General features: G+C 63.0%; 25 protein-coding genes. 8 read left to right on the top strand and 17 right to left on the bottom strand.

Annotated features, from left to right (window positions below; translation table 11 throughout):
* The first annotated feature begins 1,380 nt into the window (after positions 1-1,380).
* Together LDO41_RS31815 and LDO41_RS31810 are read left to right on the top strand one after the other, a co-directional pair.
* Positions 1,381-1,845 (top strand): YunG family protein, encoded by a 465-nt coding sequence (locus tag LDO41_RS31815; RefSeq protein ID WP_223995466.1) that lies wholly within the window; start codon positions 1,381-1,383, stop codon positions 1,843-1,845.
* Positions 1,846-1,907: 62 nt separating this feature from the next.
* A complete protein-coding gene (locus LDO41_RS31810; protein ID WP_223995464.1) occupies positions 1,908-2,291 on the top strand; it encodes a hypothetical protein in 384 nt (127 codons plus the stop codon).
* A 20-nt stretch (positions 2,292-2,311) separates the two neighbouring features.
* On the opposite strand, the gene LDO41_RS31805 is transcribed toward LDO41_RS31810, so the two are convergent.
* From LDO41_RS31805 to hppD, 7 genes are all read right to left on the bottom strand, one after another.
* A complete protein-coding gene (locus LDO41_RS31805) occupies positions 2,312-3,265 on the bottom strand; it encodes a histone deacetylase family protein (protein ID WP_223995463.1) in 954 nt (317 codons plus the stop codon).
* 64 nt (positions 3,266-3,329) lie between these two features.
* Positions 3,330-3,551, bottom strand: a complete 222-nt coding sequence (locus tag LDO41_RS31800; protein ID WP_223995461.1) for a DUF3820 family protein — start codon at positions 3,549-3,551, stop codon at positions 3,330-3,332.
* Between the two features lie 2 nt (positions 3,552-3,553).
* Positions 3,554-4,102 (bottom strand): DUF3455 domain-containing protein, encoded by a 549-nt coding sequence (locus tag LDO41_RS31795; protein ID WP_223995459.1) that lies wholly within the window; start codon positions 4,100-4,102, stop codon positions 3,554-3,556.
* Between the two features lie 23 nt (positions 4,103-4,125).
* Positions 4,126-4,767 (bottom strand): dihydrofolate reductase family protein, encoded by a 642-nt coding sequence (locus LDO41_RS31790; protein WP_223995457.1) that lies wholly within the window; start codon positions 4,765-4,767, stop codon positions 4,126-4,128.
* Positions 4,768-4,884: 117 nt separating this feature from the next.
* Positions 4,885-5,592: a glutathione S-transferase N-terminal domain-containing protein gene (locus LDO41_RS31785; RefSeq protein ID WP_223995455.1), complete on the bottom strand. Its 708-nt coding sequence runs from the start codon at positions 5,590-5,592 to the stop codon at positions 4,885-4,887.
* Positions 5,593-5,724: 132 nt separating this feature from the next.
* Positions 5,725-6,921: an amino acid aminotransferase gene (locus LDO41_RS31780; protein ID WP_223995453.1), complete on the bottom strand. Its 1,197-nt coding sequence runs from the start codon at positions 6,919-6,921 to the stop codon at positions 5,725-5,727.
* A 146-nt stretch (positions 6,922-7,067) separates the two neighbouring features.
* On the bottom strand, positions 7,068-8,141 hold the full coding sequence (gene hppD, locus LDO41_RS31775) for a 4-hydroxyphenylpyruvate dioxygenase (RefSeq protein ID WP_223995451.1): 1,074 nt from the start codon (positions 8,139-8,141) through the stop codon (positions 7,068-7,070).
* A 279-nt stretch (positions 8,142-8,420) separates the two neighbouring features.
* On the opposite strand from hppD, the gene LDO41_RS31770 reads away from it, so the two are divergent.
* Complete coding sequence (locus tag LDO41_RS31770) at positions 8,421-8,894, top strand: Lrp/AsnC family transcriptional regulator (protein ID WP_223995449.1); 474 nt, start codon at positions 8,421-8,423, stop codon at positions 8,892-8,894.
* 12 nt (positions 8,895-8,906) lie between these two features.
* On the opposite strand, the gene LDO41_RS31765 is transcribed toward LDO41_RS31770, so the two are convergent.
* Positions 8,907-10,334 carry an aldehyde dehydrogenase family protein gene (locus tag LDO41_RS31765; RefSeq protein WP_223995569.1) on the bottom strand — a complete coding sequence of 476 codons (1,428 nt, stop codon included), beginning with the start codon at positions 10,332-10,334 and terminating at the stop codon, positions 8,907-8,909.
* A 101-nt stretch (positions 10,335-10,435) separates the two neighbouring features.
* On the opposite strand from LDO41_RS31765, the gene LDO41_RS31760 reads away from it, so the two are divergent.
* Positions 10,436-11,320: a LysR family transcriptional regulator gene (locus LDO41_RS31760; protein WP_223995447.1), complete on the top strand. Its 885-nt coding sequence runs from the start codon at positions 10,436-10,438 to the stop codon at positions 11,318-11,320.
* Positions 11,321-11,351: 31 nt separating this feature from the next.
* Here the strand turns inward: LDO41_RS31760 and LDO41_RS31755 are convergent, their stop codons facing one another.
* Both LDO41_RS31755 and LDO41_RS31750 read right to left on the bottom strand, forming a co-directional pair.
* The gene (locus LDO41_RS31755) at positions 11,352-11,687 is read right to left on the bottom strand and encodes a thioredoxin family protein (RefSeq protein ID WP_223995446.1); all 336 of its coding nucleotides are present in this window, start codon (positions 11,685-11,687) and stop codon (positions 11,352-11,354) included.
* 39 nt (positions 11,688-11,726) lie between these two features.
* Positions 11,727-14,201 (bottom strand): ATP-dependent DNA helicase, encoded by a 2,475-nt coding sequence (locus LDO41_RS31750; RefSeq protein WP_223995445.1) that lies wholly within the window; start codon positions 14,199-14,201, stop codon positions 11,727-11,729.
* A 129-nt stretch (positions 14,202-14,330) separates the two neighbouring features.
* Here LDO41_RS31750 and xth point away from each other — a divergent pair, with 129 nt between their 5' ends.
* Positions 14,331-15,146, top strand: a complete 816-nt coding sequence (gene xth, locus LDO41_RS31745) for an exodeoxyribonuclease III (RefSeq protein WP_223995444.1) — start codon at positions 14,331-14,333, stop codon at positions 15,144-15,146.
* Between the two features lie 48 nt (positions 15,147-15,194).
* Here the strand turns inward: xth and LDO41_RS31740 are convergent, their stop codons facing one another.
* The 4 genes from LDO41_RS31740 to LDO41_RS31725 all read right to left on the bottom strand — a co-directional run bounded on the left by LDO41_RS31740 (position 15,195) and on the right by LDO41_RS31725 (position 17,966).
* Complete coding sequence (locus LDO41_RS31740) at positions 15,195-15,815, bottom strand: TetR/AcrR family transcriptional regulator (protein ID WP_223995443.1); 621 nt, start codon at positions 15,813-15,815, stop codon at positions 15,195-15,197.
* A gap of 230 nt (positions 15,816-16,045) precedes the next feature.
* The gene (locus LDO41_RS31735) at positions 16,046-16,534 is read right to left on the bottom strand and encodes a copper resistance protein CopQ (RefSeq protein WP_223995442.1); all 489 of its coding nucleotides are present in this window, start codon (positions 16,532-16,534) and stop codon (positions 16,046-16,048) included.
* Between the two features lie 274 nt (positions 16,535-16,808).
* On the bottom strand, positions 16,809-17,519 hold the full coding sequence (locus tag LDO41_RS31730; protein WP_223995441.1) for a fumarylacetoacetate hydrolase family protein: 711 nt from the start codon (positions 17,517-17,519) through the stop codon (positions 16,809-16,811).
* 24 nt (positions 17,520-17,543) lie between these two features.
* Positions 17,544-17,966: a VOC family protein gene (locus LDO41_RS31725; RefSeq protein ID WP_223995440.1), complete on the bottom strand. Its 423-nt coding sequence runs from the start codon at positions 17,964-17,966 to the stop codon at positions 17,544-17,546.
* 111 nt (positions 17,967-18,077) lie between these two features.
* Between LDO41_RS31725 and LDO41_RS31720 the strand changes: the two genes are divergently transcribed.
* Entirely contained in the window at positions 18,078-18,962 is an 885-nt protein-coding gene (locus LDO41_RS31720; RefSeq protein WP_223995438.1) for a LysR family transcriptional regulator, read from the top strand.
* Positions 18,963-18,989: 27 nt separating this feature from the next.
* Here the strand turns inward: LDO41_RS31720 and LDO41_RS31715 are convergent, their stop codons facing one another.
* Together LDO41_RS31715 and LDO41_RS31710 are read right to left on the bottom strand one after the other, a co-directional pair.
* The gene (locus LDO41_RS31715) at positions 18,990-20,291 is read right to left on the bottom strand and encodes an MFS transporter (RefSeq protein WP_223995437.1); all 1,302 of its coding nucleotides are present in this window, start codon (positions 20,289-20,291) and stop codon (positions 18,990-18,992) included.
* A 71-nt stretch (positions 20,292-20,362) separates the two neighbouring features.
* Complete coding sequence (locus tag LDO41_RS31710; protein WP_223995436.1) at positions 20,363-20,992, bottom strand: TetR/AcrR family transcriptional regulator; 630 nt, start codon at positions 20,990-20,992, stop codon at positions 20,363-20,365.
* A gap of 109 nt (positions 20,993-21,101) precedes the next feature.
* Between LDO41_RS31710 and LDO41_RS31705 the strand changes: the two genes are divergently transcribed.
* Complete coding sequence (locus tag LDO41_RS31705; protein WP_223995435.1) at positions 21,102-21,866, top strand: SDR family NAD(P)-dependent oxidoreductase; 765 nt, start codon at positions 21,102-21,104, stop codon at positions 21,864-21,866.
* Between the two features lie 160 nt (positions 21,867-22,026).
* On the top strand, positions 22,027-24,015 hold the full coding sequence (locus LDO41_RS31700; protein ID WP_223995434.1) for a methyl-accepting chemotaxis protein: 1,989 nt from the start codon (positions 22,027-22,029) through the stop codon (positions 24,013-24,015).
* Positions 24,016-24,044: 29 nt separating this feature from the next.
* Here the strand turns inward: LDO41_RS31700 and LDO41_RS31695 are convergent, their stop codons facing one another.
* Positions 24,045-24,854 carry a BON domain-containing protein gene (locus LDO41_RS31695; protein WP_223995433.1) on the bottom strand — a complete coding sequence of 270 codons (810 nt, stop codon included), beginning with the start codon at positions 24,852-24,854 and terminating at the stop codon, positions 24,045-24,047.
* Positions 24,855-24,955 lie beyond the last annotated feature (101 nt).

The raw sequence follows: 24,955 nt of genomic DNA, 5'->3' as shown, positions 1-24,955 counted from the left end.
CCCGTCGCCAACGGAGCAGGTTGGCGTCGGAGCCGTCCGGCTGACGAAGCTCCAGCACTTCCTATCCCTCGAGGACATCGCCAGAGAACTCCATTTCTCCCTGGCGGACTATGAGCTGGAGAAGCCGCGGTCGATGGACCGCCCAGGAATACTACGCCTGCGGCGAAGCGCAAAATCAGATTCTATTGTCCGTGAAATTATTCTTGGCAGACCGGTTCAGAGCGAACAATTCGTCTCGATCAGGCTAAACGCCTCTATGTGCGCGGACTTAGATCAGCTATCGAGCGATGCCGGTCTAACGTTCGAGCGGTGGTACTACCGGCCGATATTTGATATTCCCGAGCACTGGGCAAATAACTACCGCGTTGCTACGTCCACGATGGTGAGCAACCTTCGAGCAGACGGAAAGAATTGTGGGAACCCATTCACAGTAAGCAAGCGGCTTATCCCAGGGGCAGGTAGTCCTGCAAGCAAAGTCGCAGCAGTGCTGGCCCAAGGGCTCGAGAAGCTTGCCAAGCAAGACCATCCGATCTCGCGGGAAGATTTGGTACAAGCTCTCAGTATTCATCTGGATGAATTCTCCGATGAAAGCCAACGCGAGCGAAGGTCATCGTACTTCAGGAGACCTGAGGGGACTGGTCCAGTTCTAAACTTCACGATTCGTCCTCTCTCTCGCGCGCAACCCTCTCAGTGGGTACAGATATCGGTCCTTCCGAAAGACGCGTGCGTCACCCTTGAAGATGTAGCCCGACCTCTCGAGAGGTCCGTCAATCAGTCCTCCCAGCCACCTTTCAACGTCCCAGAGTACTGGCGATACCAGGTGCAATGGGAGGACGATACGACGGACAACCGCCTCTATGCGGGAACAAGGGAATGCGCCATGACGTTTGATCTGAAGAAGACGTTCAAGCATTTACCAGACGGATATTCATTTGATCCGTGAGAATCGTGGTCGTGCCCGCTGTTGCAAGAGAACGATGCCCAGGTGGAATTTCGCAGCGGACGCGAAAGCGGGGCGGGTCGCGCGATGTTGACCCGGAAGAACAACACATTAGTGTGGCATGTGACGAAGCCCTTAGAGACGGACAACTGGATTCCTGACGATGCGGTATTGCGTCGTACCGCCCCTTCCACCTGGCGCCATATCTCGACCTGCGCCGGGCAGCACTGATCAACCCTGTTCGGCAAAGCAGCTCTGCTCGAAAGCGGCCCAGGCGAAGCGACCAGGCGCAACAAGACACTCGTTGACGAGTTGTAAAGTTGAAGGCAGACTTCCTGTCGTGCAAGCCCACACGTCCTTCGCCATCGCGACTCATCTTCATTGGCATTCCCACTCGGGACTGCCGCTGGGGACGTGCATACGCTAGGAATTGAAGCGACATGCGCTTCGAAGCCCCGCCGGCGACGACGGGGCTTTTGTTTTTGGATGTCCCATCGGTCGTCGGCTCACCTAAAGAGCAAAATCAGATGACTTCTGTATCGAGAACCTTTGCGACACCGCTCGACCTGTACAGAGCGATTTCACGCGTTTGGGCCGGAGACACGTCTAGCCCGGCAGGCGTTTGGTCGCCATCGAATCCAGCGCAGAATCATTGCAGCATCACCTCGCTCGTGGTCCAGGATCATTTCGGTGGGGAGATTCTTACTACTCGGACCTCAGGTGGCACGCACTTCTACAATCTGATCGACGGGAAGAAATGGGACTTGACCGTGAGCCAGTTCGCGGAGCCGGTGCCGTATGACGACACACCGTCCACTCGCGACGAGGCGTTGGCAGATACTTCGCAACAGAAATACGAAACGCTCACGTCGAGGCTTAAAGAAGCGCTAACGCGCGAGACGTAAGACGGGGCGGTGCTGCTGCCAAAGGAGCAGAATGGCGGGCATTGCTCATTCATTCAAGCGCGATGCCATCCACCGTTCGCAACTCGCTCCTCTGGCTCTTCGAAGCGTTCGATCAGGATCAAACTTATATCCGAAAGCAGATGTTCGGCTGCGATGCCGCGTATATCGACGGCCGCTTATCCCTGGTTGCCGCGGATCGCGACGCGCCGTGGAATGGGCTGTTGGTATGCACCGCGCGGGACCAGCATGCGAGTCTCGTCGAGGAATTGCCCGCGTTACGTCCTCACCCTGTGCTCGGCAAGTGGCTATACGTCTCGCAAGACGACCCCGCGTTCGAGGACACTGCCGCGGCCGCCGTCGCTCTGGTTCTCCAGCGCGATCCGCGTATTGGCGTCGAAGCCAAGCCGCGCAGTCGCGGCCGGCGATCGCTACTTCCAAAAAAGTAAGTGGCCCACTGCACGTCGCGTCAGGCGGGAGACGACCCCTCGGCCTGCATCAGCGCACTGACATGCGCCACGGTACTCGTGGCCAATGCGTTGAGGCTATAGCCACCCTCCAGAATCGACACGATGCGGCCGTCGCACGTCTCGTCGGCAATCTGCATCAGTTCCTCGGTGATCCACTGGAAGTCGCTGTCCTCCAGGTTCATGCCAGCGAGGGGATCCGAGCGATGCGCGTCGAATCCAGTGGAGAGAATAAGGATCTCCGGAGCGAAGGCCCTTAATGCGGGAAGTATCTGAGCAGAAATCGCAGCACGGAACTGCGCCGAGTCACAGCCGCGAGGCAACGGCACGTTGACGATATTGTGGTTCACCCCTGTCTCGGAACGCGCGCCCGTACCGGGATAGAAGGGCGACTGGTGGCTAGAGGCGTAGAACAACTCGGGACGGTTGAAGAACGCTTCCTGAGTGCCATTGCCGTGATGCACGTCGAAATCGACCACAGCGACGCGCTCGAGCTTGTGGACTTCATACGCGTAGGCTGCCGCGATTGCGGCTTGGTTAAAAATGCAAAAGCCCATCGCCTTCGCCGGTTCCGCGTGATGGCCGCATGGCCGTGTCGCGCAGAACACGTTGCGCGCGTGGCCGTCCATCACCGCATCGACACCCGCACAAGCCGCGCCGACGCAGCGCATGACGGCTTCCCATGAGCCCGGCGACATGATCGTATCGCCCGCGTCCAGTGCTACGTAGCCCTTGGTGGGCGCGCCCTGTGCGATCTCGTCGATATAGTCCGCATCGTGGATCAGCTGCACCTGCTCGACGGTGCCCATCGGCGCATCGCGCCATTCCAGCGAAGCGAACTCCGGCGTTCGCAATGCCTCCACGACGGCAGTCAGTCGTTCGGGCGACTCTGGGTGGTGCGGTCCGGGGCGGTGCTCGAGGCAGGCGGTGTGGGTGTAGACGATCGTAGTTGTCATATCGGCTGTACTTCCTCAGTCAGTTCAACCAGATATGTAATATATCAGCAGTCGTGCGAATGTCCTATCGCCGCTTGCGCAGCGGCGTCAGCAGATGCCCAAGTCCGTTGTGATCGAGTTCGTGCATGAGGGCAAGCAGGCGGCCAATCTCGCCTGGGGGAAAGCCTTCCCGGGCAAACCAGTTCAGATAGTTGCCCGGAAGATCGGCGATCAATGTCCCCTTATGTTTGCCATATGGCATCTCGCGGGAAACGAGGAGTAGCAGAGTGTCGCTGTCGGGAAGCATGGCTATTCCAGAAAAACGTAGTCCGCCCGATACGGCATGCGATTCTCCAGTCCCTCCTGTGTGCAGGCCTGAGGGAGAGCCTGACCACCCTGGGTATTCAGCCGCTGCACGTAACGCGTGTTTGAAAGCAGACCGGGTCCGCCGGTGCTCGTTGCCTGCAGCAGCAAGAGCGGAATGCTGTCCGGCTCCTGCGCGTTTTGCGCGTTTTGTGTGTTCGGCGCCTGCTTCAACACCTTGCCGGTCACCTTGCTGCCATCGGGCGCTTCCCATGTCGGCCCAGCGTAGTGCTTGACGATGATTTGCCCGAAGTCATCTTTGAGCGTTGCTTCCGGGGCGAGGAAGGTCCATAACAACCGACCGTCGCTCGCGCGCTTGCATTGGTAAATCTGTACACCCGACGCGTGCATCACCGCGATCGTTCCACGCGCGTCGGCGGGCTGCAATTCGGGCGGAGCCGCTACCCTCGTTGAGGCACAGGAAGCGAGCAGGCCCGCGATGCAGAGGACAGTGAGATTTGCTTTGCAAACTTGCCGGAAAACGTTGGACATCATGCCTCCTTATCTGACCGCGAATGCTATTTCGCGAGAACAATATGCGTGGCTCGATCCGTCGTTACGTGCTCGACTGTCCGATATCCCAGCGCGCGGAGATCCAGGCCGCTGAAGAGCGCTTCGCCTTGCCCAAGCGCAATGGGAGCAACGGCGAGGTGAATCTCATCGACGTAGCCGGCCTGAACGTATTGCTTCACGGTCTCGACACCGCCGCCGATCTTGACGTCCTTGCCGCTCGCCGCTTCGCGCGCCTTTTCGAGCGCGGCCTCGATGCCATCGGAAACAAAATGAAATGTCGTTCCGCCTAGCATCTCGATTGATGGCCTTGGATGATGTGTGAGTACGAAGGTTGGCGCGTGATAGGGCGGCGTGTCACCCCACCAGCCTTTCCACTGATCATCCGGCCATTCGCCGCGAATAGGCCCGAACATGTTGCGGCCGAGGATGAAGGCACCAAAACCTTCCATGGCGCGCCGGGCGAAACGGTCATCAACGCCCGTTTCGCCTCCCTCTTTTCCCAGCATCTGAAGAAAAGTCCGCGTGGGGAAAAACCATTGAAAGAGCTCCTCGCCTCGCACACCAAGCGGATGCTCCAGGCTTTGAGCGGTGCCCGCACCGAAGCCATCAAACGAGACGCCGAACCCGGCAACTTTGACTTTTGTCATGAACGTCCCTCGGCGCTGTGCGTGAAAGGATCAGAAAGCCGGTTGATGGTTTGGCCTTGTTTTGATTCTAACCAAGATCGCCAGGATCGAGGCGGGGCAGGTGGCTGAATAAACGACTCAATCGCGGCGCGGAATATTCACTGCGCGTTGTACCGTTGGACGTGCCACGAACGCTTCCAGCACGCGCGAGACTTCGGGGAAGTCCTTGATGCCGACGATATCGCCAGCCTCATAGAAGCCCAACAGATTGCGCACCCAGGGGAACGTTGCGATATCGGCGATCGTGTAGTCGTCGCCCATGATCCACGCGCGACCCTTGAGGCGTTCGTTCAGCACGTTCAGCAGTCGGCGCGACTCCGCTGCATAGCGGTCGCGCGGACGCTTGTCTTCGTAGTCCTTGCCCGCGAACTTGTGGAAGAAGCCGAGCTGCCCAAACATCGGGCCGATGCCGCCCATCTGGAACATCACCCACTGGATGGTTTCGTAGCGCGTGGCGGGGTCCGCCGACATGAACTTGCCGGTCTTCTCGGCCAGATAGATCAGGATCGCGCCCGATTCAAACAGCGCGAGCGGCTTGCCGCCGGGGCCATCGGGATCGATGATTGCCGGGATCTTGTTGTTGGGATTGAGCGCGATGAACTCGGGCGTGAGCTGGTCGTTGCTGTCGAAGCGCACCGCGTGCGGTTCGTACGGGAGACCGGTCTCCTCGAGCATCAGCGACACCTTGATGCCGTTGGGCGTTGGCAGCGAGTAAAGCTGCAGTCGGTCAGGATGCGAGGCGGGCCACTTGCCGGAAATCGGATGCGAGGCCAGGTCTGATGCCATGAAAACTCCGTGCGGATGCGAAAAGGAATGGCCGAGATGGTAAACCGTTCCGCACGGACTTGCTGGCGAGGGGAAATTCAGCGAATGAAGCTCCCCTCGGCCATAGGGTGACCATAGGGTGACTAAAGGTGATCAACCCTTCAATACTTGCCCGATCGCATTGGCGACCACGCCAACGTTGCGTTCGTTGAGGCCCGCCACGCACATGCGGCCCGAGCGCAGCAGATAAACGCCGTGTTCGTTCTTGAGGCGATCGACCTGATCGGCCGTCAGCCCGGTGTACGTGAACATGCCGCGCTGCGTGATGTAGCGCGACAGCTTTTCGCCAGTCACGTGCGCGCGCAGCTGATCGTGAATCGCCTGACGCATGCGTGCGATGCGATCGCACATCGAGGCCAGTTCCTTTTGCCAGTCGGCACGCAGTTCGGGCGAGGTCAGCACGCGAGCCACCACGCGCGCGCCATGCGTCGGCGGGTTGCTGTAGTTGGCGCGCACGGCACCGGTCAACTGGCCCAGCACGCGGCTGGCCTCGTCGGCGCTCTGGCAGATCACGCTCAGGCCACCGACGCGTTCGCCATACAGCGAGAAGTTCTTCGAGAACGAATTGGCGACCAGTGCGGACACGCCCTGGCGCGCGAGTTCGCGCACGACGAACGCATCGTCATCGAGGTCGGTGCCGAAGCCCTGGTAGGCCATATCGACAAACGGCAGCAGCTTGCGCTGCTTGACCACGTCGATGACCTGCAGCCACTGTTCCTTGTTCAGATCTACGCCGGTCGGGTTGTGGCAGCACGCATGCAGCAGCACGATGCCGCCCTGCGGAATCTGCTTGATCGCCGCGAGCATCTCGTCGAACTTCAGGCCGCCAGTGGCCGCGTCGTAGTACGGATAGCTGTTGACGGTAAAGCCGGCGCGCTCGAACACCACGCGGTGGTTCTCCCAGCTGGGATCGCTGAGCCACAGTTCGGTATTGGGGAAGGAGCGCTTGAGGAAGTCCGCGCCCACGCGCAGCGCGCCAGAGCCACCGAGCGTTTGCAGCGTGGCGATGCGGCCTTCCACGCGGGCGGGGCTGTTCTCGCCGAACACCAGCGCCTGCACAGCCTGACGGTAGGCAACCAGGCCTGACATCGGCAGATACGAGCGCGGGCCCATGTCCGCCAGCAGCGCGGCTTCCGCCTCGGCGACTGACTTCATGACGGGCAGGCGGCCGTTGTCATCGAAGTAGATGCCGATGCTCAGGTTGACCTTGTTGGTGCGCGGGTCTTGCTGAAAGTCTTCGTTGAGCGAGAGGATGGGATCGCCCGGAAAGGCTTCGATATGTTCGAACATGGGATGGGTAACCGGAAAGCGCCAAAAACCGTTAGCTTACGCCAAGAACGGCCCGCGAGGCCGGAATTACCCGGTCTCGCGGGCCCCGCCTGACTCCGAATGCCGGCACGCTCGCCGTCTCGATCGTGCCAACGTCCGAAAATCGTTCAGACTTTCAAGGTGCCGCGCGCGATCTGGTCGCGCTCGAGCGACTCGAACAGCGCCTTGAAATTGCCTTCGCCAAAGCCATCGTCGCCGCGGCGCTGGATGAATTCGAAGAACACCGGCCCCAGCGCGCTCTTGGAGAAGATCTGCAGCAGCAGCCGCGGCTTGTTGTCGGCCGTCGTGCCGTCCAGCAGGATGCCGCGCGCCTTCAACTGGTCCACAGGCTGGCCATGGCCGGGCAGACGCGTCTCGAGCGCCTCGTAGTAGTAGTCGTTCGGCGCGGTCATGAGCTCGACGCCGGCCAGCTGCAGGCGGTCGATGACATCGAGCAGGTTGTCGGTGTGGAACGCGATGTGCTGGATGCCCTCGCCATTGAAGGCCATCAGGAACTCCTCGATCTGGCCGCTGCCCTTCGACGACTCCTCGTTGAGCGGAATGCGGATGCGGCCGTCGGGCGCGGTCATCGCCTTCGAGGTCAGGCCCGTGTACTCGCCTTGAATGTCGAAATAGCGGATTTCGCGGAAGTTGAACAGACGTTCGTAGAAGTTCGCCCAGTACGTCATGCGGCCGCGGTAGACGTTGTGCGTCAGGTGGTCGATCACGCGCAGGCCATGGCCCTCGGGACGACGCTCCACGCCTTCCAGAAACTCGAAGTCGATGTCATAGATCGATTTGCCGTCCTCGAAGCGGTCGATCAGGTAGAGCGGCGCGCCGCCGATGCCCTTGATTGCGGGCAGACGCAACTCCATCGGACCGGTCGGGATCTCCACCGGCTGCGCGCCGAGCTCCAGCGCGCGCGCATAGGCGCGGTGCGAATCCTTGACGCGGAATGCCAGGCCGCATGCGCTCGGACCATGCTCGGCCGCGAAGTACGCGGCGTGGCTGTTCGGCTCGCGGTTCACGATGAAATTGACGTCGCCCTGACGATACAGCAGCACGTCCTTCGACCGATGTCGCGCCACCAGCGTAAAGCCCATCTTCTCGAACAGCGGCTCGAGCACGTTGGGCATCGGCGACGCGAATTCGACGAACTCGAATCCCATCAGCTGCATCGGGTTATCAAAGAGGTCCGTCATGGTGGTTTGCTCGGCGAGATTGGTCATGGGGCGGTCACGAGGAAATTTTATTTCGGGCCTGGCGCGAGATTAGGCCCGGATATTGCAGATATCGTGGAAATGCTGAGTCGTCTGCGCGGCAAAAAGATGCGATATTCCCGACATCGGTGCGCCATCCCTGCCAGCGACGAACGATTCGAGTGTATATTCGCGCCCGCAAAATAGGATTTCATAACGCGGCAAGGGAAACCCTAGGTTGTGAGAGGAAATTTCGTAGAAATACGATCAGGAGAAATCGACGTGCAGAATCCGGAGCTGGATCGAACCGACCGCCGCTTGCTTGGCATGCTGCAGGAACACGGACGCGCTTCCAACCTCGAACTGGCCGAGGCGATCAGCCTGTCGCCGGCGCAGACGCTGCGGCGGCATCGCCGCCTGGAGGAGGCTGGCGTTATCAAGCGCTATGAGGCGAGGCTCGACAGTGCCGCGCTGGGATTTGGGGTGACCGCGTTTATCCATGTGACGATGGAGCGCGGGCACATCCGGGATCTGTCGAAATTCAAGGGCCTGGTGGCCGAACTCGCGCAGATCCAGGAGTGCTTTTCGGTGACGGGGGATATCGACTACGTGCTCAAGGTGGTAGCGCGTGACCTCAAGTCGCTGTCGGACTTCCTGCTCGATACGCTGATGCGCATCCCGGGCGTGAGCGGGGTGAAGTCGAGCGTGTGCCTCGACGAGATCAAGTGCACGAGCGCGATGCCGCTCGAAACCTGATCTCGCCGCATATCAATCGGCAAACACGCCGAGCGTCGACTTCGGTTCGAGAAACGCTTCCAGTCCGTAGGTACCATACTCGCGGCCAAGGCCCGATTGCTTGAAGCCGCCGAACGGCGCCTTGGGCTCGTGCGCAAGCGTGTTCACGAGCACGCGCCCGGATTCGATGCGCGCGGCAACGCGGCGTGCGCGCGCCGCATCGCTGCCCATGACGTAAGCCGACAAACCGTACGTGGTGTCATTGGCAATCGCCACGGCTTCTTCTTCGTTGTCATAGGCGATGATCGACAGCACCGGCCCGAAGATTTCCTCGCGCGCGATGGTCATGTCATTCCGCACATCGGTGAATACGGTCGGCCGCACGAACCAGCCGGCGGTCAGGCCTTCAGGACGTCCCACGCCGCCGGTCACGAGCTTTGCCCCTTCCTCGAGACCCACGCCGATATAGCGCTGTACGCGCTCCCATTGACGCTGGCTTACCATCGGGCCGATCGCGGTGGCGGGGTTCGAAGGCAGGCCCGCCGGAAACTGGCCGACGGCATCGCGCACATGGGCCTCGAACTCGGCCTTGCGCGCCGCCGGCACCAGAATGCGCGTGCCGGCGATGCACGCCTGGCCGCTATTCATAAAGCCAGCCAGCAATGCGAGCGGCACCACCTGCGCAAAGTCCGCATCGTCGAGGATGATCGTCGGCGACTTGCCGCCGAGTTCGAGCGTCACGCGCTTGAGTGTGTCCGCGCCGGCGCGGACGATCGCCTTGCCCACAGCCGTCGAGCCCGTGAACGAGATCTTGGCGACATCGCGATGCGCGGTGATCGCGGCGCCCACGACATCGCCACGGCCAGTCACGATATTGAACGCGCCGCGCGGCAGATCGGCCTCATGCAGCGCCTCGGTGACGATGCGGGTTTGCAGCGCGCTCATCTCGCTCGGCTTGATGACAGCTGGGCAGCCCGCGGCGAGGGCGGTGGCGAGCTTGCCGGTGATAAAGCTCGCGTTGGCGTTCCACGGCGTGATCAGGCCCGCCACGCCTACCGGCGTCATCGTGACTTCGGCCGTGCCCGCGCGGCGCGCAAACGGGTAGTCGCGGAGGACATCGGCGGCATGGGCGATGACGTCGGCCGCGTACGTGACCATCCAGCGCGCGCGGCTGATCGGCGCGCCATATTCCTCGATCACGGCATCGAACAGTTCCGCTTCGCGCTTACGCACGGCCGCTTCCATGCGTGCGAGCCAGCCGAGCCGCTCTTCGCGGGTGGCGCTGGCAATGCGCGGCAGCGCGGCTTTGGCGGCGGCGATGGCGGCATGGGCATCGGCCTCGTCGGCCAGCCGGACGCGGCCGATGGTCTGCTCGGTCGCCGGATTGAACAGGTCGAACCATTCCTCCCCGTGTGGGGTCACGAAGGCGCCGTCGATGTAGATCTTGTCGATGTTGTGCATGGTGAAGAGCCATTGAAAGTTGCGTTGCATTCAATGTAGGCTCGCACCATTGGCCCGTCTAGCCATACAATCGCGGATGAATCAGTGAGGAGATCGGGATAATGCAAACCAGTGGTTTACAGGAACTCGAGGCGGTTCTCGCAGTCGCCCGTCATCGCAGCTTCCGTGCGGCGGCGGTGGAGCTGGGCGTCTCGACCTCGGCGTTGTCGCATGGCATTGCGGCGCTGGAAGGGCGCATCGGCGTGCGGTTGTTCAACCGGACCACACGCAGCGTGGCGTTGTCGGAGGCGGGGGCGCAGTTCGTCGATAACGTCGCGCCCGCGCTGGCTTCGATTCGCGACGCGCTGACGCAGGCTGGCAGTTATGGGGAAACGCCCCGTGGAACGTTGCGTATCAATACTTCGGTGGGTGCCGCGCGGCAGGCCATGCCGATTTTTCTGGAGTACGCGCGGCGCTATCCCGAGATGCACCTCGATATCGTTACCGAGGGCCGGCTGATCGATATCGTGGTGGCGGGCTTCGATGCCGGTATCCGGCTACTGGAGGCGGTGCCGCAGGACATGGTGGCGATTCCGTTCGGGCCGCAGCAGCGCATGGTGGTGGTGGGCACTCCCGAATATTTCGAGAATCACCCGGTGCCGCGCTCGCCCATGGATCTGCTGCACCATCGCTGCATTCGCGCGCGTATGGCCAGCGGTGTGATCTACCGCTGGGAGTTCACAAAGCATGGCGAATCGCTGGAAGTGGATGTGCCGGGCACGATCACGCTCGACGACACCACCTTGATGATTGCCGCGGTGCACGAGGGCAGTGGGCTGTCATACCTCAGCGAGTGGAATGTCCAGGAGGATATCGCCGCGGGCCGGCTCGTGCATGTGCTCGAGGACTGGACACCGTCGTTTGGCCGGCTATGCCTGTATTACCCGAGCCGCCGCAATATCCCCGCCGGCTTGCGCGCGCTGGTGGACCTGATGCGTGAGTCCTGAGCAGGCACCTTGACGCAGTTCAGGTGGGCGTTCAGGTGGGCGTTGCGTCGATGCTGGCCATCGCTTCGGCGATCGCGTTCGCATCGGTGGGCCGTACCAGCCGCGCCACCTCCTGGCCATCGCGCAGGAACACCAGCGTCGGCCATAGCTTGACGCGGAACGAGCGCCCCAGCGGTCGGCCGCTGCCGTCTTCGATCTTCACGTGGCGCAGCGACGGATGCCCCGCGAACGCGGTCTCGATCAGCGGTTGCGCGCGCATGCAGAAGCCGCACCACGGGGCGCCGAACTCCAGCAGCGTGGCGCCGGACAGTGCGTCGATCTCGGTACGGGCCGGTTCGGTGGCAGCAAAGGTCTTGGTCATGCTCATCGGTGGGAGTCTCCTGATCGCGCCGCGTTGGGCCATCGCTTATGCGAAATTCGCGCCAGCGACATCCTGTCCGGATGGCGGCTCGGCGTGATGTCCATCGTGATGCGCATTGTGCCGCGAATCGGCGAGCCTTGTCGTACGCGGCAACGAGTCTTGCGACGGACGCCACCATGCCGGCAGCAGTGCAAGAATTTCCGCATCGGCAAAGCGGTCGTCGATCAGCCACACCACGCCACGATCGTCGTCGGTGCGGATGACGCGGCCCGCGGCCTGCACCACCTTGCGCAGGCCGGGATACAGATAGGCATACGCATAGCCGCGCCCGAACAGCTGCTCCATGTGCTCGCGTAACTGCTCGTTGACCGGATTCACCTGCGGCAGGCCCAGCGTCGCGACAAAGGCGCCGATCAGCCGGTCGCCGGGCAGATCGACGCCTTCCGAGAAGCTCCCGCCCAGCACCGCGAAGCCGATGCCACATCCGCCCGCCACAAAGCCGTCGATAAACGCCGTCTGCCCGGCCTCGTCCATGCCGCGCGCCTGCAGCCGGTACGGCACGTCGGGATAACAGCGCGCAAACAGTTCCGCCGCGCGTTGCAGATAGTCATGGCTGCTGAAAAACGCGAGGTAGTTGCCAGGTCGTGCGGCATATTGCACGCCCATCAACTGCACGAGCGCGGGCAGCGTGCGTTCGCGGTCGCGATAGCGCGTGGAGATGCGCGTGGCCACGCGCACCTCGAGCTGCTCGGCGCGGAACGGCGACGGCACTTCGACCCATGCGGTGCGGGCCGGCAATCCGAGCATGTCGGTGTAGTAGTCCACCGGCTGCAGCGTGGCCGAGAACAGCGTGGTCGAATGCGCGCCGGCAAAGCGCGCGCGCAGGAACGGCGCGGGCAGCAGATTGCGCACGCATGGCACCGCTTCGACGCCACGCGCCGTCGCACTGCGGTGACCAATGCGATCGCGGCGCGCGACGTCGAACACCGAATGCTTGCCGCCTTGCTCTTCCATCTGCTCGGCCAGACGCAGGAAATGCAGCGCATCGAAGTAGAAGCGCTCAAGTTCGGCCTCATGCCGACCCTGCGCGGGCCCCGCGGCACTCATATGCTCGAGGAGGGCGGCACAACATTGCGTCAGCGCATCGATAAACGCCGGCGGCACCGCCTCGAACACTTCGTGCGCGGCATCGCTGTGCGCGGCCAGTTCGCGCCACTGCCGGTTGACGCGTTCCAGCGGCCGTTTCAATGCTTTCGGGACGGTCTTGCGCAACGCGCGAAACCCAATCGGATCGAGCTCGGCCGTATACATCGCCCGCGCACGCTCGACGAGGTTGTGCGCTTCGTCGACCAGCACGCTGACACGCCAGCCGTTGAGGGCCGTCAGCGCGTACAGCATCGCGTTGCGGTCGAAGTAGTAGTTGTAGTCGGCCACCACGACATCGCTCCAGCGCACCATTTCCTGAGCGAGGAAATACGGGCACACGTCATGCGCAAGTGCCACCTCGCGCAAGGCCTCACGGCTGAGTCGCACGGCCTGTCGCGCCTGTTCGCGCGCGGCCGGCAGCCGGTCATAGAACCCACGCGCCAGCGGACACGAGGCGCCATGACAGGCCAGCTCGGGGTGCTCACAAGACTTGTCACGCGCCACGAGCTCGATCACGCGCAGCGCCGCGCCATCGTCGCGGCGTAAGTCCCGATACAAGCGTGCCGTAGCCTCGAGCGCGACCGCGCGCCCGGTCGAGCGCGCGGAGAGGAAGAACAGCTTGTCGATCTGCTGCCCCGGCATCGCCTTGAGCGCCGGAAACACCGTGCCGATCGACTTGCCGATACCCGTAGGCGCCTGCGTCAGCAGCGTGCGGCCCGATGCATTGGCCTTGTAGACCGATTCCGCCAGCGCACGCTGGCCCGGCCGGAAGTCATCGTGCGGAAAGGTCAATGCGGCGAGTCCGGTGTCGCGCGCCATGCGGTGGGCAATCTCCTGCTCGGCCCATGCCAGAAAGCAGCGGCAGTGCCGTTCGAACTCCGCTTGCAACACGGCCGCTTCGAAGCGCGCGGACTCGATGCGTTCCTGTTGGCTCAGGATGTCGAAATAAACCAGCGCGATCTCGATCTCTGCAAGATTTTCCTGCGCGCATAACATCCACGCGTAGGTTTTGGCCTGTGCCCAATGCAGCGCGCGGTGGTTGTCGGGCACCATCGCGCCTTCGCCGCGCACTGTCTTGATCTCTTCGAGTCTGTTAGCGGCACGGTCGTATCCGTCGGCCCGGCCACGCACGCGCAAGCCTTCGAACTCCAGGCTCAGGGCGACTTCCGCGCGGTAATCAGCCCCATGCGCCGCACCTCGCCGGCGCGTGACCACGCCGTGGCCCGCCACGCCTTCCTGCGCGGTGGGCGAGGGCGTAAAGCGCAGATCGAGGTCGCCGGCCTTGGCCGTGAACTCGCACAGCGCGCGCACGGCAACCGTATAGCGCGGTGGTGGCGATGACGGCGCTGGCGACGGAGAGGAGGGATCTGGCAAGGCGGCAAGACGGTAGGGGCCGGATAACTGTATGAATATACAGTGTTCATTCCCACGCGGGAAGGAATCTTGCTGCGGAATATTGCTGCCTCTCCGCAGGGCTTACCTTCGTTGTCTACCATGGGTCTCATGAAGAAGACGCTCAAGATCGCCACGTTCAATATCAACGGCATTCGCACGCGACTGCCGGCGCTGCTCGCATGGCTGGAACGCGAAGCGCCCGATGTGGTGTGCCTGCAGGAACTGAAGACGATCGACAGCGGCTTTCCGATCGAAGAGATTCACGCGGCCGGCTATGGCGCGATCTGGCACGGCCAGAAGTCATGGAACGGCGTGGCGATCCTGGCGCATGGCACCGATCCGATCGAGGCGCGACGTGGCCTGCCCGGTGCTGACGACGACACCCAGAGCCGCTATCTCGAGGCCGCGGTGGAAGGGGTCTTGGTGGCCTGCCTGTACCTGCCCAACGGCAATCCGCAACCGGGGCCGAAGTTCGACTACAAGCTGGCGTGGTTCGAACGGTTGATCCGGCATGCGCAGGGCCTCTATGACAGCGGGCATCCGGTGGTGCTGGCGGGCGACTACAACGTGATCCCTACCGACGAGGACATCTACAACACGCGCTCGTGGCTCAAGGATGCGTTGCTTCAGCCCGAGTCGCGCGATTGCTATCGGCGGCTGCTGGCGCAGGGGTGGACCGACGCGCTGCGCGCGCGCCATCCGGACGAGCGGATCTATACGTTCTGGGATTATTTCCGTCAGCATTGGCAAACCAACTCGGGTTTGCGCATCGATCATTTGCTGCTGAGCGCGGATCTGGCACCGAAGCTGCGCGATGCGGGCGTCGATCGCTGGGTCCGCGGCGAGCCGCATGCAAGCGATCATGCGCCGACGTGGGTGGTGCTGGATACAGCAAGAAAAACAGCGGGGAAAAAAGGGAAGTAGCGGAAGTCTTGATCGATCCCCCCTCCCGTGCGGGAGAGGGGCGCCGGTTCACACTACGGCAACTTCGGGTTCTACGCGCTTGCTCTGATGATGCGCGGCCGGATCGGTCGAGACCGCGCCAACCAGCATGTCGCACGCCGCATTGAAGCGATCATTGGAGCCGGACATGCGCGCGGTAATGATGCCGTTCTGCACCGCGCCGTAAATCACCTTGGCCAGCGCCTCGGGCGGCACCGCGCCGGCACAACCGCGCTCTTCCTCTGCACGTTGCAACAGCCGCGTCAGCCATCCTTCGTTCATCTGGAAGTGCGCCTGCAGCAGCGAGCGCACCTGTTCCGGCATGGTCACCACTTCGGCCGACAACATGCCGGCGACGCAGGCATTGCCGAGCTCGATGGTGGCGTTCAACGGTTTCACGAACTGACACGCCTGTTCAGCCAGCGGCAACGTCGGGTCGATCGCATGGATGCGATCGGAGACCGATGCCGTGTATAGCCGCATCGCTTCCAGAACCAGATCGTCCTTGGTCGGGAAGTAGTAATGAATGCTCGAGGTCTTGACACCCACAAGCTCGGCCAGGTCGCGGTAGCTGAAGCCGTTGTATCCGCGGCGCTGGATGAGAACCAGCGTGTGGGCCAGCAGTTGTTCGCGTACGGATGTCGATTTCATGACGCTTGTCTATCGTGGGATAGACCCTCCTGTTCTACGCCATCGATCAAATCGACAGCGTTTGCGCAACCAGCGAGAGCAGCGCACCGCTCACGACACAAAGCGCTACCCATCCGCCCACGATCAGGGCACTGTCACGCCAACTCATTTGGAAACTCCGATGGTCGATGTATCGAGGTCAATCGGGGGTCGATCGGCCGGCGGGGTGTCAGTGCCCCGCCGGTTCTGACTTAGGCTAGTGCGCCGTCGGTGTAGACATCGCGCTGGCCGTTACGGGCACCGTCGGTGTACACGTCACGAGTGCGCGACGGTTCGGCGGATACGCCAGTGCGGTCCAGGCCTGCTACCAGTGCGCCATCGGTGTAGACATCACGCTGGCCGTTGCGTGCGCCGTCCAGATACGGGTCGGCAGTGCGGCTCGGCGTGGCGGAGACACCGGTGCGGTCCAGACCTGCCACCAGGCCGTCGCGGTTGGTCACGCGGGCACCGTCGGTGTAGCCATCGCGGTTGCTGATACGCGCACCGTCGGTATAACCGTCACGGTTGCTGATGCGGGCGCCTTGCGAATACACGTCGCGGGCGTCGTTCACGCGGAAGTTGTAGCCGTAGCGGTCGCCGGCATGCGTGCTGTCCTGCGGGCCTTGAGCTTGTGCGGCACCCGATGCGAAGGCAGCGGCAACAGCGAAGGTGGCGGCGGTGAGGATGGTCTTGGCATTCATGATTCGCTCCTGTTCTCGTTTTTCGTCGATGTTATCTACTACTAGATAGATTTACGACGCTAAAAAAAAGACCGTTGCGTGTGTGTCTGTGTTGCTGCAGCGGCGTCCATGGATCGAAGAATATCTACTACTAGATAGATAAGCAAGGACTTTCTTCGGAAAGAATTTGAGGCGCCACTCTATTTCGACGGCAAATAGACAGGTAAGTCATTGAATTACAATAAAAAATGGCCCCGGCACGCATAGTGCCGGGGCCGCCAGGGATGCTAAGAACTTAGCCGCGCTGTCCGACCTTGAACGCGATTTCGCCAACGCCATCGACGCCCGCGGTCACCTTGTCGCCCGGCAGCAGCGCGCCAACACCGGCCGGCGTGCCGGTAAAGATCACGTCGCCAGCCTGCAGCTCCACGCTTTCGGAGATATAGGCGATGACGTCGGCCACGGGCCAGATCAGTTCATCGAGATCGCCAACCTGACGCTCTTCACCATTGACCTTGAGCCAGATCGCGCCTTTCTCGGGATGACCGATACGGGAGACCGGATGCAGCGGGCCGGACGGGCCCGACGCATCGAACGCCTTCGACCAGTCCCACGGACGGCTCATCTTCTTGGCCACGTCCTGCAGGTCGCGACGCGTCAGATCGACGCCGACCGCGTAGCCCCACACCAGATCGAGCGCCTGTGCGGGGCTCACATTGCGGCCACCCTTGCCGAGTGCCACCACGAGTTCGATCTCATGGTGCAGGTTCTCGGTCAGCGGCGGGTACGGCACGGTGCCTTCGGCCGCCACGACGGCGTCAGCCGGCTTGGTAAAGAAGAACGGCGGCTCGCGGTCCGGATCCTTGCCCATCTCGCGCGCATGCGCGGCGTAGTTGCGGCCCACGCAGAAGACGCGGCGGATCGGGAAGCGCGCCTTGCTGTCTGCCACAGCAAGGCTGGCCTGCGGCGCAGGGGCGATAACGTACTCGGTGGTGTCGGCGGTCATGTTTGACTCTGTCGGTGGGTGGATTTACTTCGCAAATACCTGGCTGAGGTCGCCGAAGGCCTTGAACTCGAGCGCGTTGCCCGACGGATCGAGGAAGAACATCGTGGCCTGTTCGCCAACTTCGCCCTTGAAGCGCACATACGGCTCGATCACGAACTTGGTATCGACCGCGCGCAGCTTGTCCGCGAGGGTCTCCCACTGCTCCATCGACAGGATCGCGCCGAAGTGGCGCACCGGCACGTCATGGCCGTCCACCGCGCTGTTGCCACGATGGCCGCACTCGTCGGGCGACAGATGCGCCACGATCTGGTGACCGTAGAAATCGAAATCGACCCACGCATCGGAGCTGCGGCCTTCGGGGCAACCGAGCAGGTCGCCGTAGAACGCACGCGCGCTGGCCAGGTCATGAACGGGGAATGCAAGGTGGAACAACGGAATGGCGCTCATCTTCGTGGTCTGTGGGTGGGGAATCGCGTTGATTGTAATCAGAAGACACCGTAATATGAAACGAATCATTTCGGCCCTGAGCATCAGGGTTTTTTATATAGATCCGTGTCCGTGATCCGCTATTTCCAGACCTTTCTCGTCGCTGCCGAGACCGCCTCTTTCTCTGCCGCCGGCGCGCGCCTTGGGCTGACGCAATCGGCGGTCAGCATGCAGATTCGCCGGCTCGAGGAGGAATTGGGCTGCCAGCTATTCGATCGTTCCGGCAAATCGGTGGCATTGAGCGAGGATGGCCGGCGGCTGCTCGACGATGCCACGCGCTTCGTGGCGCTCTATGACGCGATGAAGCAGAAGGGCGGCGGCGCGCAGCCCGACATGGCGCCGCTGGACCTCGGCGCGGTCTCCACCGTACAGACGACGCTGCTGCCCAAGGCCATGCAGCGCTTCCGCGAGGCGTTTCCGAACACGCATGTGAACGTGGTGCCGGGCATGTCCACGCAGCTACTGACGCAGGTGGATGCGCGCGAGCTCGATATCGCGGTACTGGTCCGGCCGCGGCTCGGCATTCCGCCGGAGCTCAAATGGGTACACCTGCTCGACGAGCCGTTCGTGGCGATCGCGCCTGCCGGCACCGGAGCCGATCTGGCGACGTTGCTGCCGACCATGCCGTTCATCCGCTATAACCGCCATTCCACCGGTGGTCAGGTGGTGGACCGCTATCTGCGCCGGCATCGGCTATGGGTGCGCGAGGGGATGGAGCTCGACGAGCCCGCGGTGATCCTGCAGATGGTGGCGGAAGGGCTTGGCTGCGCGATCATCCCGGCGGCGTTGGTGCCGGTGCGGCAGACCCCGCAGGTGGAACTGGTGGCGATGCCGGGCCAGCCGCCCCAGCGCGAAATCGGTGTGCTGGTGCGACAGACCGCGCTCAAGCGCGAGTCGGTGGCCGCGCTGATCGATGCGCTCGAGGCCGAGAGCGCGCGCTGGCGCGTCCCGGCCTGAGTTCGGTGGGCTGATCAGCGGGTTTGCCTACGCACTACTCGGTTGCGCCTGCACCGCCGGTTGCGAACGACGCACCATCAGCGCCAGCAGTGCCGCGATCAGGCACGCGCCACCGGCGACATACAACGCCGGCGCATAGGTCAGCAGCAGCGTACGCGACAGACCCGCACCGAAGGCCGCCGTTGCCGCGCCAATCTGGTGGGCGGCAAAGATCCAGCCGAAGATCATCGGCGCACGGTCACGGCCAAAGGCGCTGCCCGCGAGCTTGATGGTCGGCGGCACCGTGGCGATCCAGTCCAGGCCATAGAACATCGCGAACAGCGACAGGCCGTAGAGCGTAAAGGTGGAGTGCGGCAGCCAGAACAACGACAGGCCACGCAGCGCGTAGTACCAGAACAGCAGCTTGCGGCTGTCGTAGCGGTCCGACAACCAGCCCGACAGGATGGTGCCGACAAAGTCGAACGCGCCCATCATGGCCAGCGCCGACGCGGCGGGTACCGCGGTCATGCCGTAGTCCGCGCACAGCGAGATAAAGTGCGTCTGGATCAGACCGTTGGTGGACAGGCCGCAGATAAAGAACGTGCCGGCGAGAATCCAGAAAGTCTGATTGCGCATGGCCTCGCCCAGTGCCACGAACGGACCGCGCAGCGTGAACGGCACCGGCGCGGCAGGCGCGGCGGCGCTGGCGGCCGCGGGCGACTCGCCAAAGGCGGGCTGGCCGATGTCCGACGGACGATTACGCATAAAGGCGAACACCAGGCAGGCCAGTATCGCGCAGGCGATCAGCACCGGCAGCACGGCGACGCGCCAGCCCATGTGTTCGATCAGCCAGGCCGCGATCGGCAGGAATGCCAGTTGCCCCGTGGCCGAGCTGGCAGTCAGCAGGCCGATGACGAGACCGCGACGCGCATGGAACCAGCGGTTGGCCACCACGGCGGCGAGCACCAGTGCGGTCATGCCCGAGCCGATCCCCAGCAGCAGGCCCCACGCGAAGAACAGTTGCCACAGTTCCGTGGCCACGGTGGCGAGCGCCATGCCCGCGCCAATCATGGCCAGCGCGGTGCACACCACGTTGCGGACGCCGAAGCGCTCCATCAGGATGGCCGAGAACGGCGCCATCAGGCCAAACAGCGCAAAGCGGAAGGCGAGGATCGACGAGATCTGGTCGGTATCCCATCCCATCTCGGCCGTCAGCGGCTTGAGGAACGCGCCGGGCAGACCAAGCGAGGCCGAAGTGGTGAGCATCACGCAGAACGTGATGATGGCGATCAGCCACGCATAGTGAATACCGTGCCGGTCCAGCCGGCGGGATAGGGCGTGCGCAAACATATGGTGTCCAGGGTCGATGGAGGGCGTTGTTCTAATCGGCTGCAGTCGGCTCTTTTCAGGCTCGGCCGGCGTCAGTCGGTGTGACTTCGAGGATCTGGTGCGTCGGGATCGAATTGCGGATCGAGCAGTTGGCGGCGCGCCGCTTCGATAAACGCATCGGAGAGCGGATCGCCGCGCGAGGCACGCGCGATCGCGATGGTACCGATTAGCAGCGCAATTTGCGCGAGCGCGGTGTCGTTGGCTTCGGGACTGTCGGGATTGGGCAACGTGCCGCGCCAGGCTTCGACCATCTCGCGCACACCGGTTACATAGGCGGCGTGAATCGGCTTGTCGGCGGGCTCGCGCGCGACGTCACCGGTCAGCGCGGCCGCGGTGCAGCCATTGCCGGCATCGTCACGGTGGGTTTGCGTCAGATAGGGGTCTAGCAGGCGACGGCGCGCGTCGCGGCCATCACCGTTGGCTTCGGCGATGCGCTTGTCCCAGCGCTGGCCCGATTCGGTGAACGAGCGCGCACAAGCGATGGCGGCCAGTTCGTCCTTCGAGGCGAAATGACCATAGAAGCCCCCATGTGTGAGGCCGGCATCGGCCATGACTTGCGACACAGTCACGCCGTGGAGTCCATACTCCTTGAACAGCCTCGACGAGGAACGCTCGATGTCGATCCTGTGCTGCTCGGCAACTGCCTTGGACGCTCGTGCCATGGCGAACTCGAAAAAAATTGAACTTGACGCAATATTAGATGATGAACATACTTTATTCAATAGATGCTGTTCGTCATTTAACGTCCTGACCTGCCAAAGGAGAAAAATCGTGTCCAAACTGTTCGATATGTCCGGCCGAGTGGCCGTCGTCACCGGTTCCACCAAGGGAATGGGCCTGGCCATGGCCCGCGCGCTCGGCGAAGCCGGGGCCAAGGTCATCGTGTCCGGCCGTAGCGCCGAGGTGTCGCAGGAGGTTGCCGAAGCATTGCGGGCATCTGGTGTTACGGCGACGGGCATTCCCTGCGACATCGCGGACAGCGCGAGTGTGCAGGCGTTTGCCAAGGCGGCGCTCGAGACCTATGGGCGCGTGGATGCGCTGGTGCTCAACGCCGCAGCTAGCGGGGTGGCCGGCCAGATCCTGGGTCAGGGCGGTGACAAGCTAGAGGAGGTGATCGCGGGCAATGTGCGCGGCAACCTCGATCTGATCAACGCGCTGGCGCCGCAGATGATCGAGCGTCGCGACGGTTCCATCACGTTCATGTCGAGCATCGCGGCACGCCGCGCCTCGCCGATGCTGGCGCTGTACAGCGTGTCCAAGGCCACCATCGATATGCTGATGCGCAACTTCGCGCAGACGCTCGGGCCGCACAACATCAATGTGAACAGTATCAATCCGGGTCCGGTGCGGACGGACTTTTCGCGCGAAGCACTGTGGGGCGACCCCGAGCGCGAGAAGGCGCTGTCCGCCAATATTCCGCTGCGTCGCATCGCCGAAGCTGAGGATGTAGCCGGCCTCGCACTGCTGCTGTCGTCGCCGGCGGGCCGCTATATCAGCGGGCAGTCGATCGGCCTCGATGGCGGCGCTACTGCCTGATAACGGGGAAAACCTGCACCCTGACTGGGCATTTTGCACCGCATGTGTGCGGTGCAAAATATAGCGCGTTGATGCGCTTTATTCCTTGGATTGGCGGCCGATACAGGGCAGGAAAGCTCCTGCGCTTATCGCCGCAGTTGTCGCCAATTCAAGGAATCTCGTGGCCGTATTTCTGTCTCCCGCCGTGCGCCTGATGGCGCGACTGTCGATCAACCGCAAGCTCGTATTGCTGACGGTGCTGTTCCTGATTCCGCTGTGCGGTGCGCTGTTCGCGGTGTTCGCGCAGTCGGTCCAGGCGATCGGTGCCACGCGTGACGAATTGCGTGGACTGGTCATCGTCGAGCGCGCGCTCGACTTTATGCGCGAGACGCAGGTGCGTCGTGGCGCGGCCAATGGCGTGCTGTCTGGCAACGACAGCTTTCAGGCAACGTTCGAGCGTGCCGACGCCAAGGCGGCAGAACTGCTCGCGGCATTACTCACCGAGGTGGGCAATGCGCCGGACTTCCAGGTGGAGGCCGATGCGCGCAAGCTCGATGAAGCGTGGCAGCAGATCCGCCAGATCAAGATCGGTGCGGGCCTGAACACGCCTGCGCCGCCACTGTTCGATCGTCACACGGCACTCGTCAAGCAGACGCGGTTGTTCGTCGGCGATGTGGCCGATCGATCGTCGCTGGCGCTTGACCCCGATGCTGGCTCCTATTACCTGATCAACCTGATGGTGTCGCCGATGCCGCGGCTCGCGGAACTGGGCGCGCTCGCGCGTGGCCGGGGTGCCGGCATCATTGCGCGCGGCGGTTTTGCGGACGCGACGCAGCAGGCGGAGTTGGTCACGCTGGCCGAGCAGATTCAGGAGGGGCTAGAGTCCGTGCGGCGCGATGTGGCGCGCGTCGTGCGTGGTGCACCGGCGGAGCGCGAGCGCATAGAGGCGGTGACGAAGAAGCTGGCGGCGATGGACAACTTCTATCGCACGATGAAGGTCAGCATGCTGGGCTCGAGCGGCATCACGATCGACGCCAAGACGTACTTCGCCGAAGGCACCGCGGCCATCGATGGCGTAGCCGACCTCAATCGCGAGTTCGCAACCCTGGCGCGCGAGATGCTCGATGCGCGCATGGCCGCCGAACAGCGCCAGTTGCTGCTGCTGGGCGCGCTTGCGCTGCTGACCGTGGGCGCCGCCTGCTATTTGTTCGCGGGTTTCAGCGTGGGCATGCGCGAGGATGTGCGCGACGTGACGGAGCTGGTCACGCGGATCAACGCCGGGGACCTCGCTGTCAGTGTCGAAGCGCGTGGTCGTGACGAGCTCAGTGCGGTCAAGCGACATCTGATGTCGATGGTGCAGACGCTGCGTGGCCTGATCGGCGATACCAAGGAGGGCGCGCAGAACGTATTGGTGGCCGCCAACGAGATCGCGCAGGGCAATACCGATCTGTCGCAGCGCACCGAGGAGCAGGCGTCGTCGCTGGAGCAGACCGCGGCCAGCATGGAAGAGCTGACGTCGATCGTGCAGCAGAATGCGGGCAACGCGCAGCAGGCGAGCCAGCTCGCGGGCGAGGCTTCGCGCATTGCCAGCGACGGCGGCGAGTCGGTGGCGCGCATGCGCACGACGATGGGAGAGATCGAGGCTGATTCGCGGCGCATTGTCGAGATCATCGCGGTCATCGACGGCATTGCCTTCCAGACCAATATCCTTGCGCTCAATGCGGCCGTGGAAGCCGCGCGCGCGGGCGAGTATGGGCGCGGCTTTGCAGTGGTGGCGAGCGAGGTGCGCAGTCTTGCGCAACGCGCGGCCAACTCGGCCAAGGAAATTCGTCTGCTGATCTCGCAGTCGGTCGAGCGCGTCGCCACGGGCAACACGCTAGCGGGGCAGACCGCCGCCACGATGCAAGAGATCGTTGCGGCGGTGCGTCGCGTGACGGCGATGATGGATGAGATCAGCACGGCATCGCACGAGCAAAGCAGCGGCATTGCACAGGTCAATCAGGCGGTGACGCAGATGGATCAGGTCACGCAGCAGAACGCCGCGCTGGTCGAGGAAGCGGCCGCCGCCGCGCAGGCGCTGCATGAGCAGGCGCTGCGCATGGAGCGTTCCGTCAGCGTGTTTCGATTGGAGGGGCAGGCGGAGCAGCGCCCGCTGGCGCTGTCCGTCTGAGTCGCGGTGAGTTGCGGTAAGCCGAGAAATTACCAGCCGTTAAAGCCGGCGTCGACCGCGTCGTTGGTCGATTGACGCTGCACGCGGATGCGATTATCGACTTCGGTCACGCCGAACGTGTTGTCGGCGATGTCTTCGATGTCGTACTTCTGCGATCGGCGTTCGACGGTGCCGCTCAGGGTGACCACACCCTTTTCCACCTCGACGCTGACCTCACGGACGTTGACGCCGTTGGTGAAGGTCAGCCGCTCGCAGATCTCGTCGCGGATGCGTTCGTCGGTGCGCTGATAGTTGCGCGGGCCCGCGCGTCTGGCGCCAGGGCGTTCGTCCGTCGACGGGCCGAACCACTCGCCAATCGCCTCGCCGATGCGGTGACCGAGGTTGTACAGCACGCCGCGATTTTCGGGCTCGTAATTTTCGGGCTCGTAATCCTCCCCGCGCTCGAACGCTCGGCGGGCGTCGTCGCGGTAGTTGCCGCGATAGTTCTGACTGCCATCGCCGCTGCCGTAGCCGGGTTCGGTCCGGTAGCGATTGCGGAACATATGGGGCTTCAACTCGCCCCAGTCATCGTCGGCCACGTCTGACCACGACGCATCGTCGTCGGCCCACGTTTCCTGACCGTAGCCGCCGTTCAGCCCATAGCGCAGATCGCTACCCTGACGGCGTGAGACGTCTGCGCGCTGGCCGCGGTTGTCGCGATCGTCGCGACTGTCGCGCCAATCGTCACGCTGGTCGCCCTGCGTGCCCTCCCAAGGCGGGTCACGGTCATCGCGAACTTGTCCGTAGGCCCGCCAGCTGTCCTGGCCAGGGCGATATCGACCGGTATCGTGCATGCCCATTGCTGATCTCCTGAAGTTGGGGGAAGGCCAGATGGCGTGTTGCCATCGGCCGGCAGGGACCAATACCGGCAAGAACCGTACCGCGCCGGGCGGAATGCCGG

Source organism: Cupriavidus pampae, from assembly GCF_914271485.1.
Classification (GTDB): Bacteria; Pseudomonadota; Gammaproteobacteria; order Burkholderiales; family Burkholderiaceae; genus Cupriavidus; species Cupriavidus pampae.
Note: the sequence above shows the minus strand (reverse complement) of the source record. Positions and strands in the feature narration are given on the sequence as shown.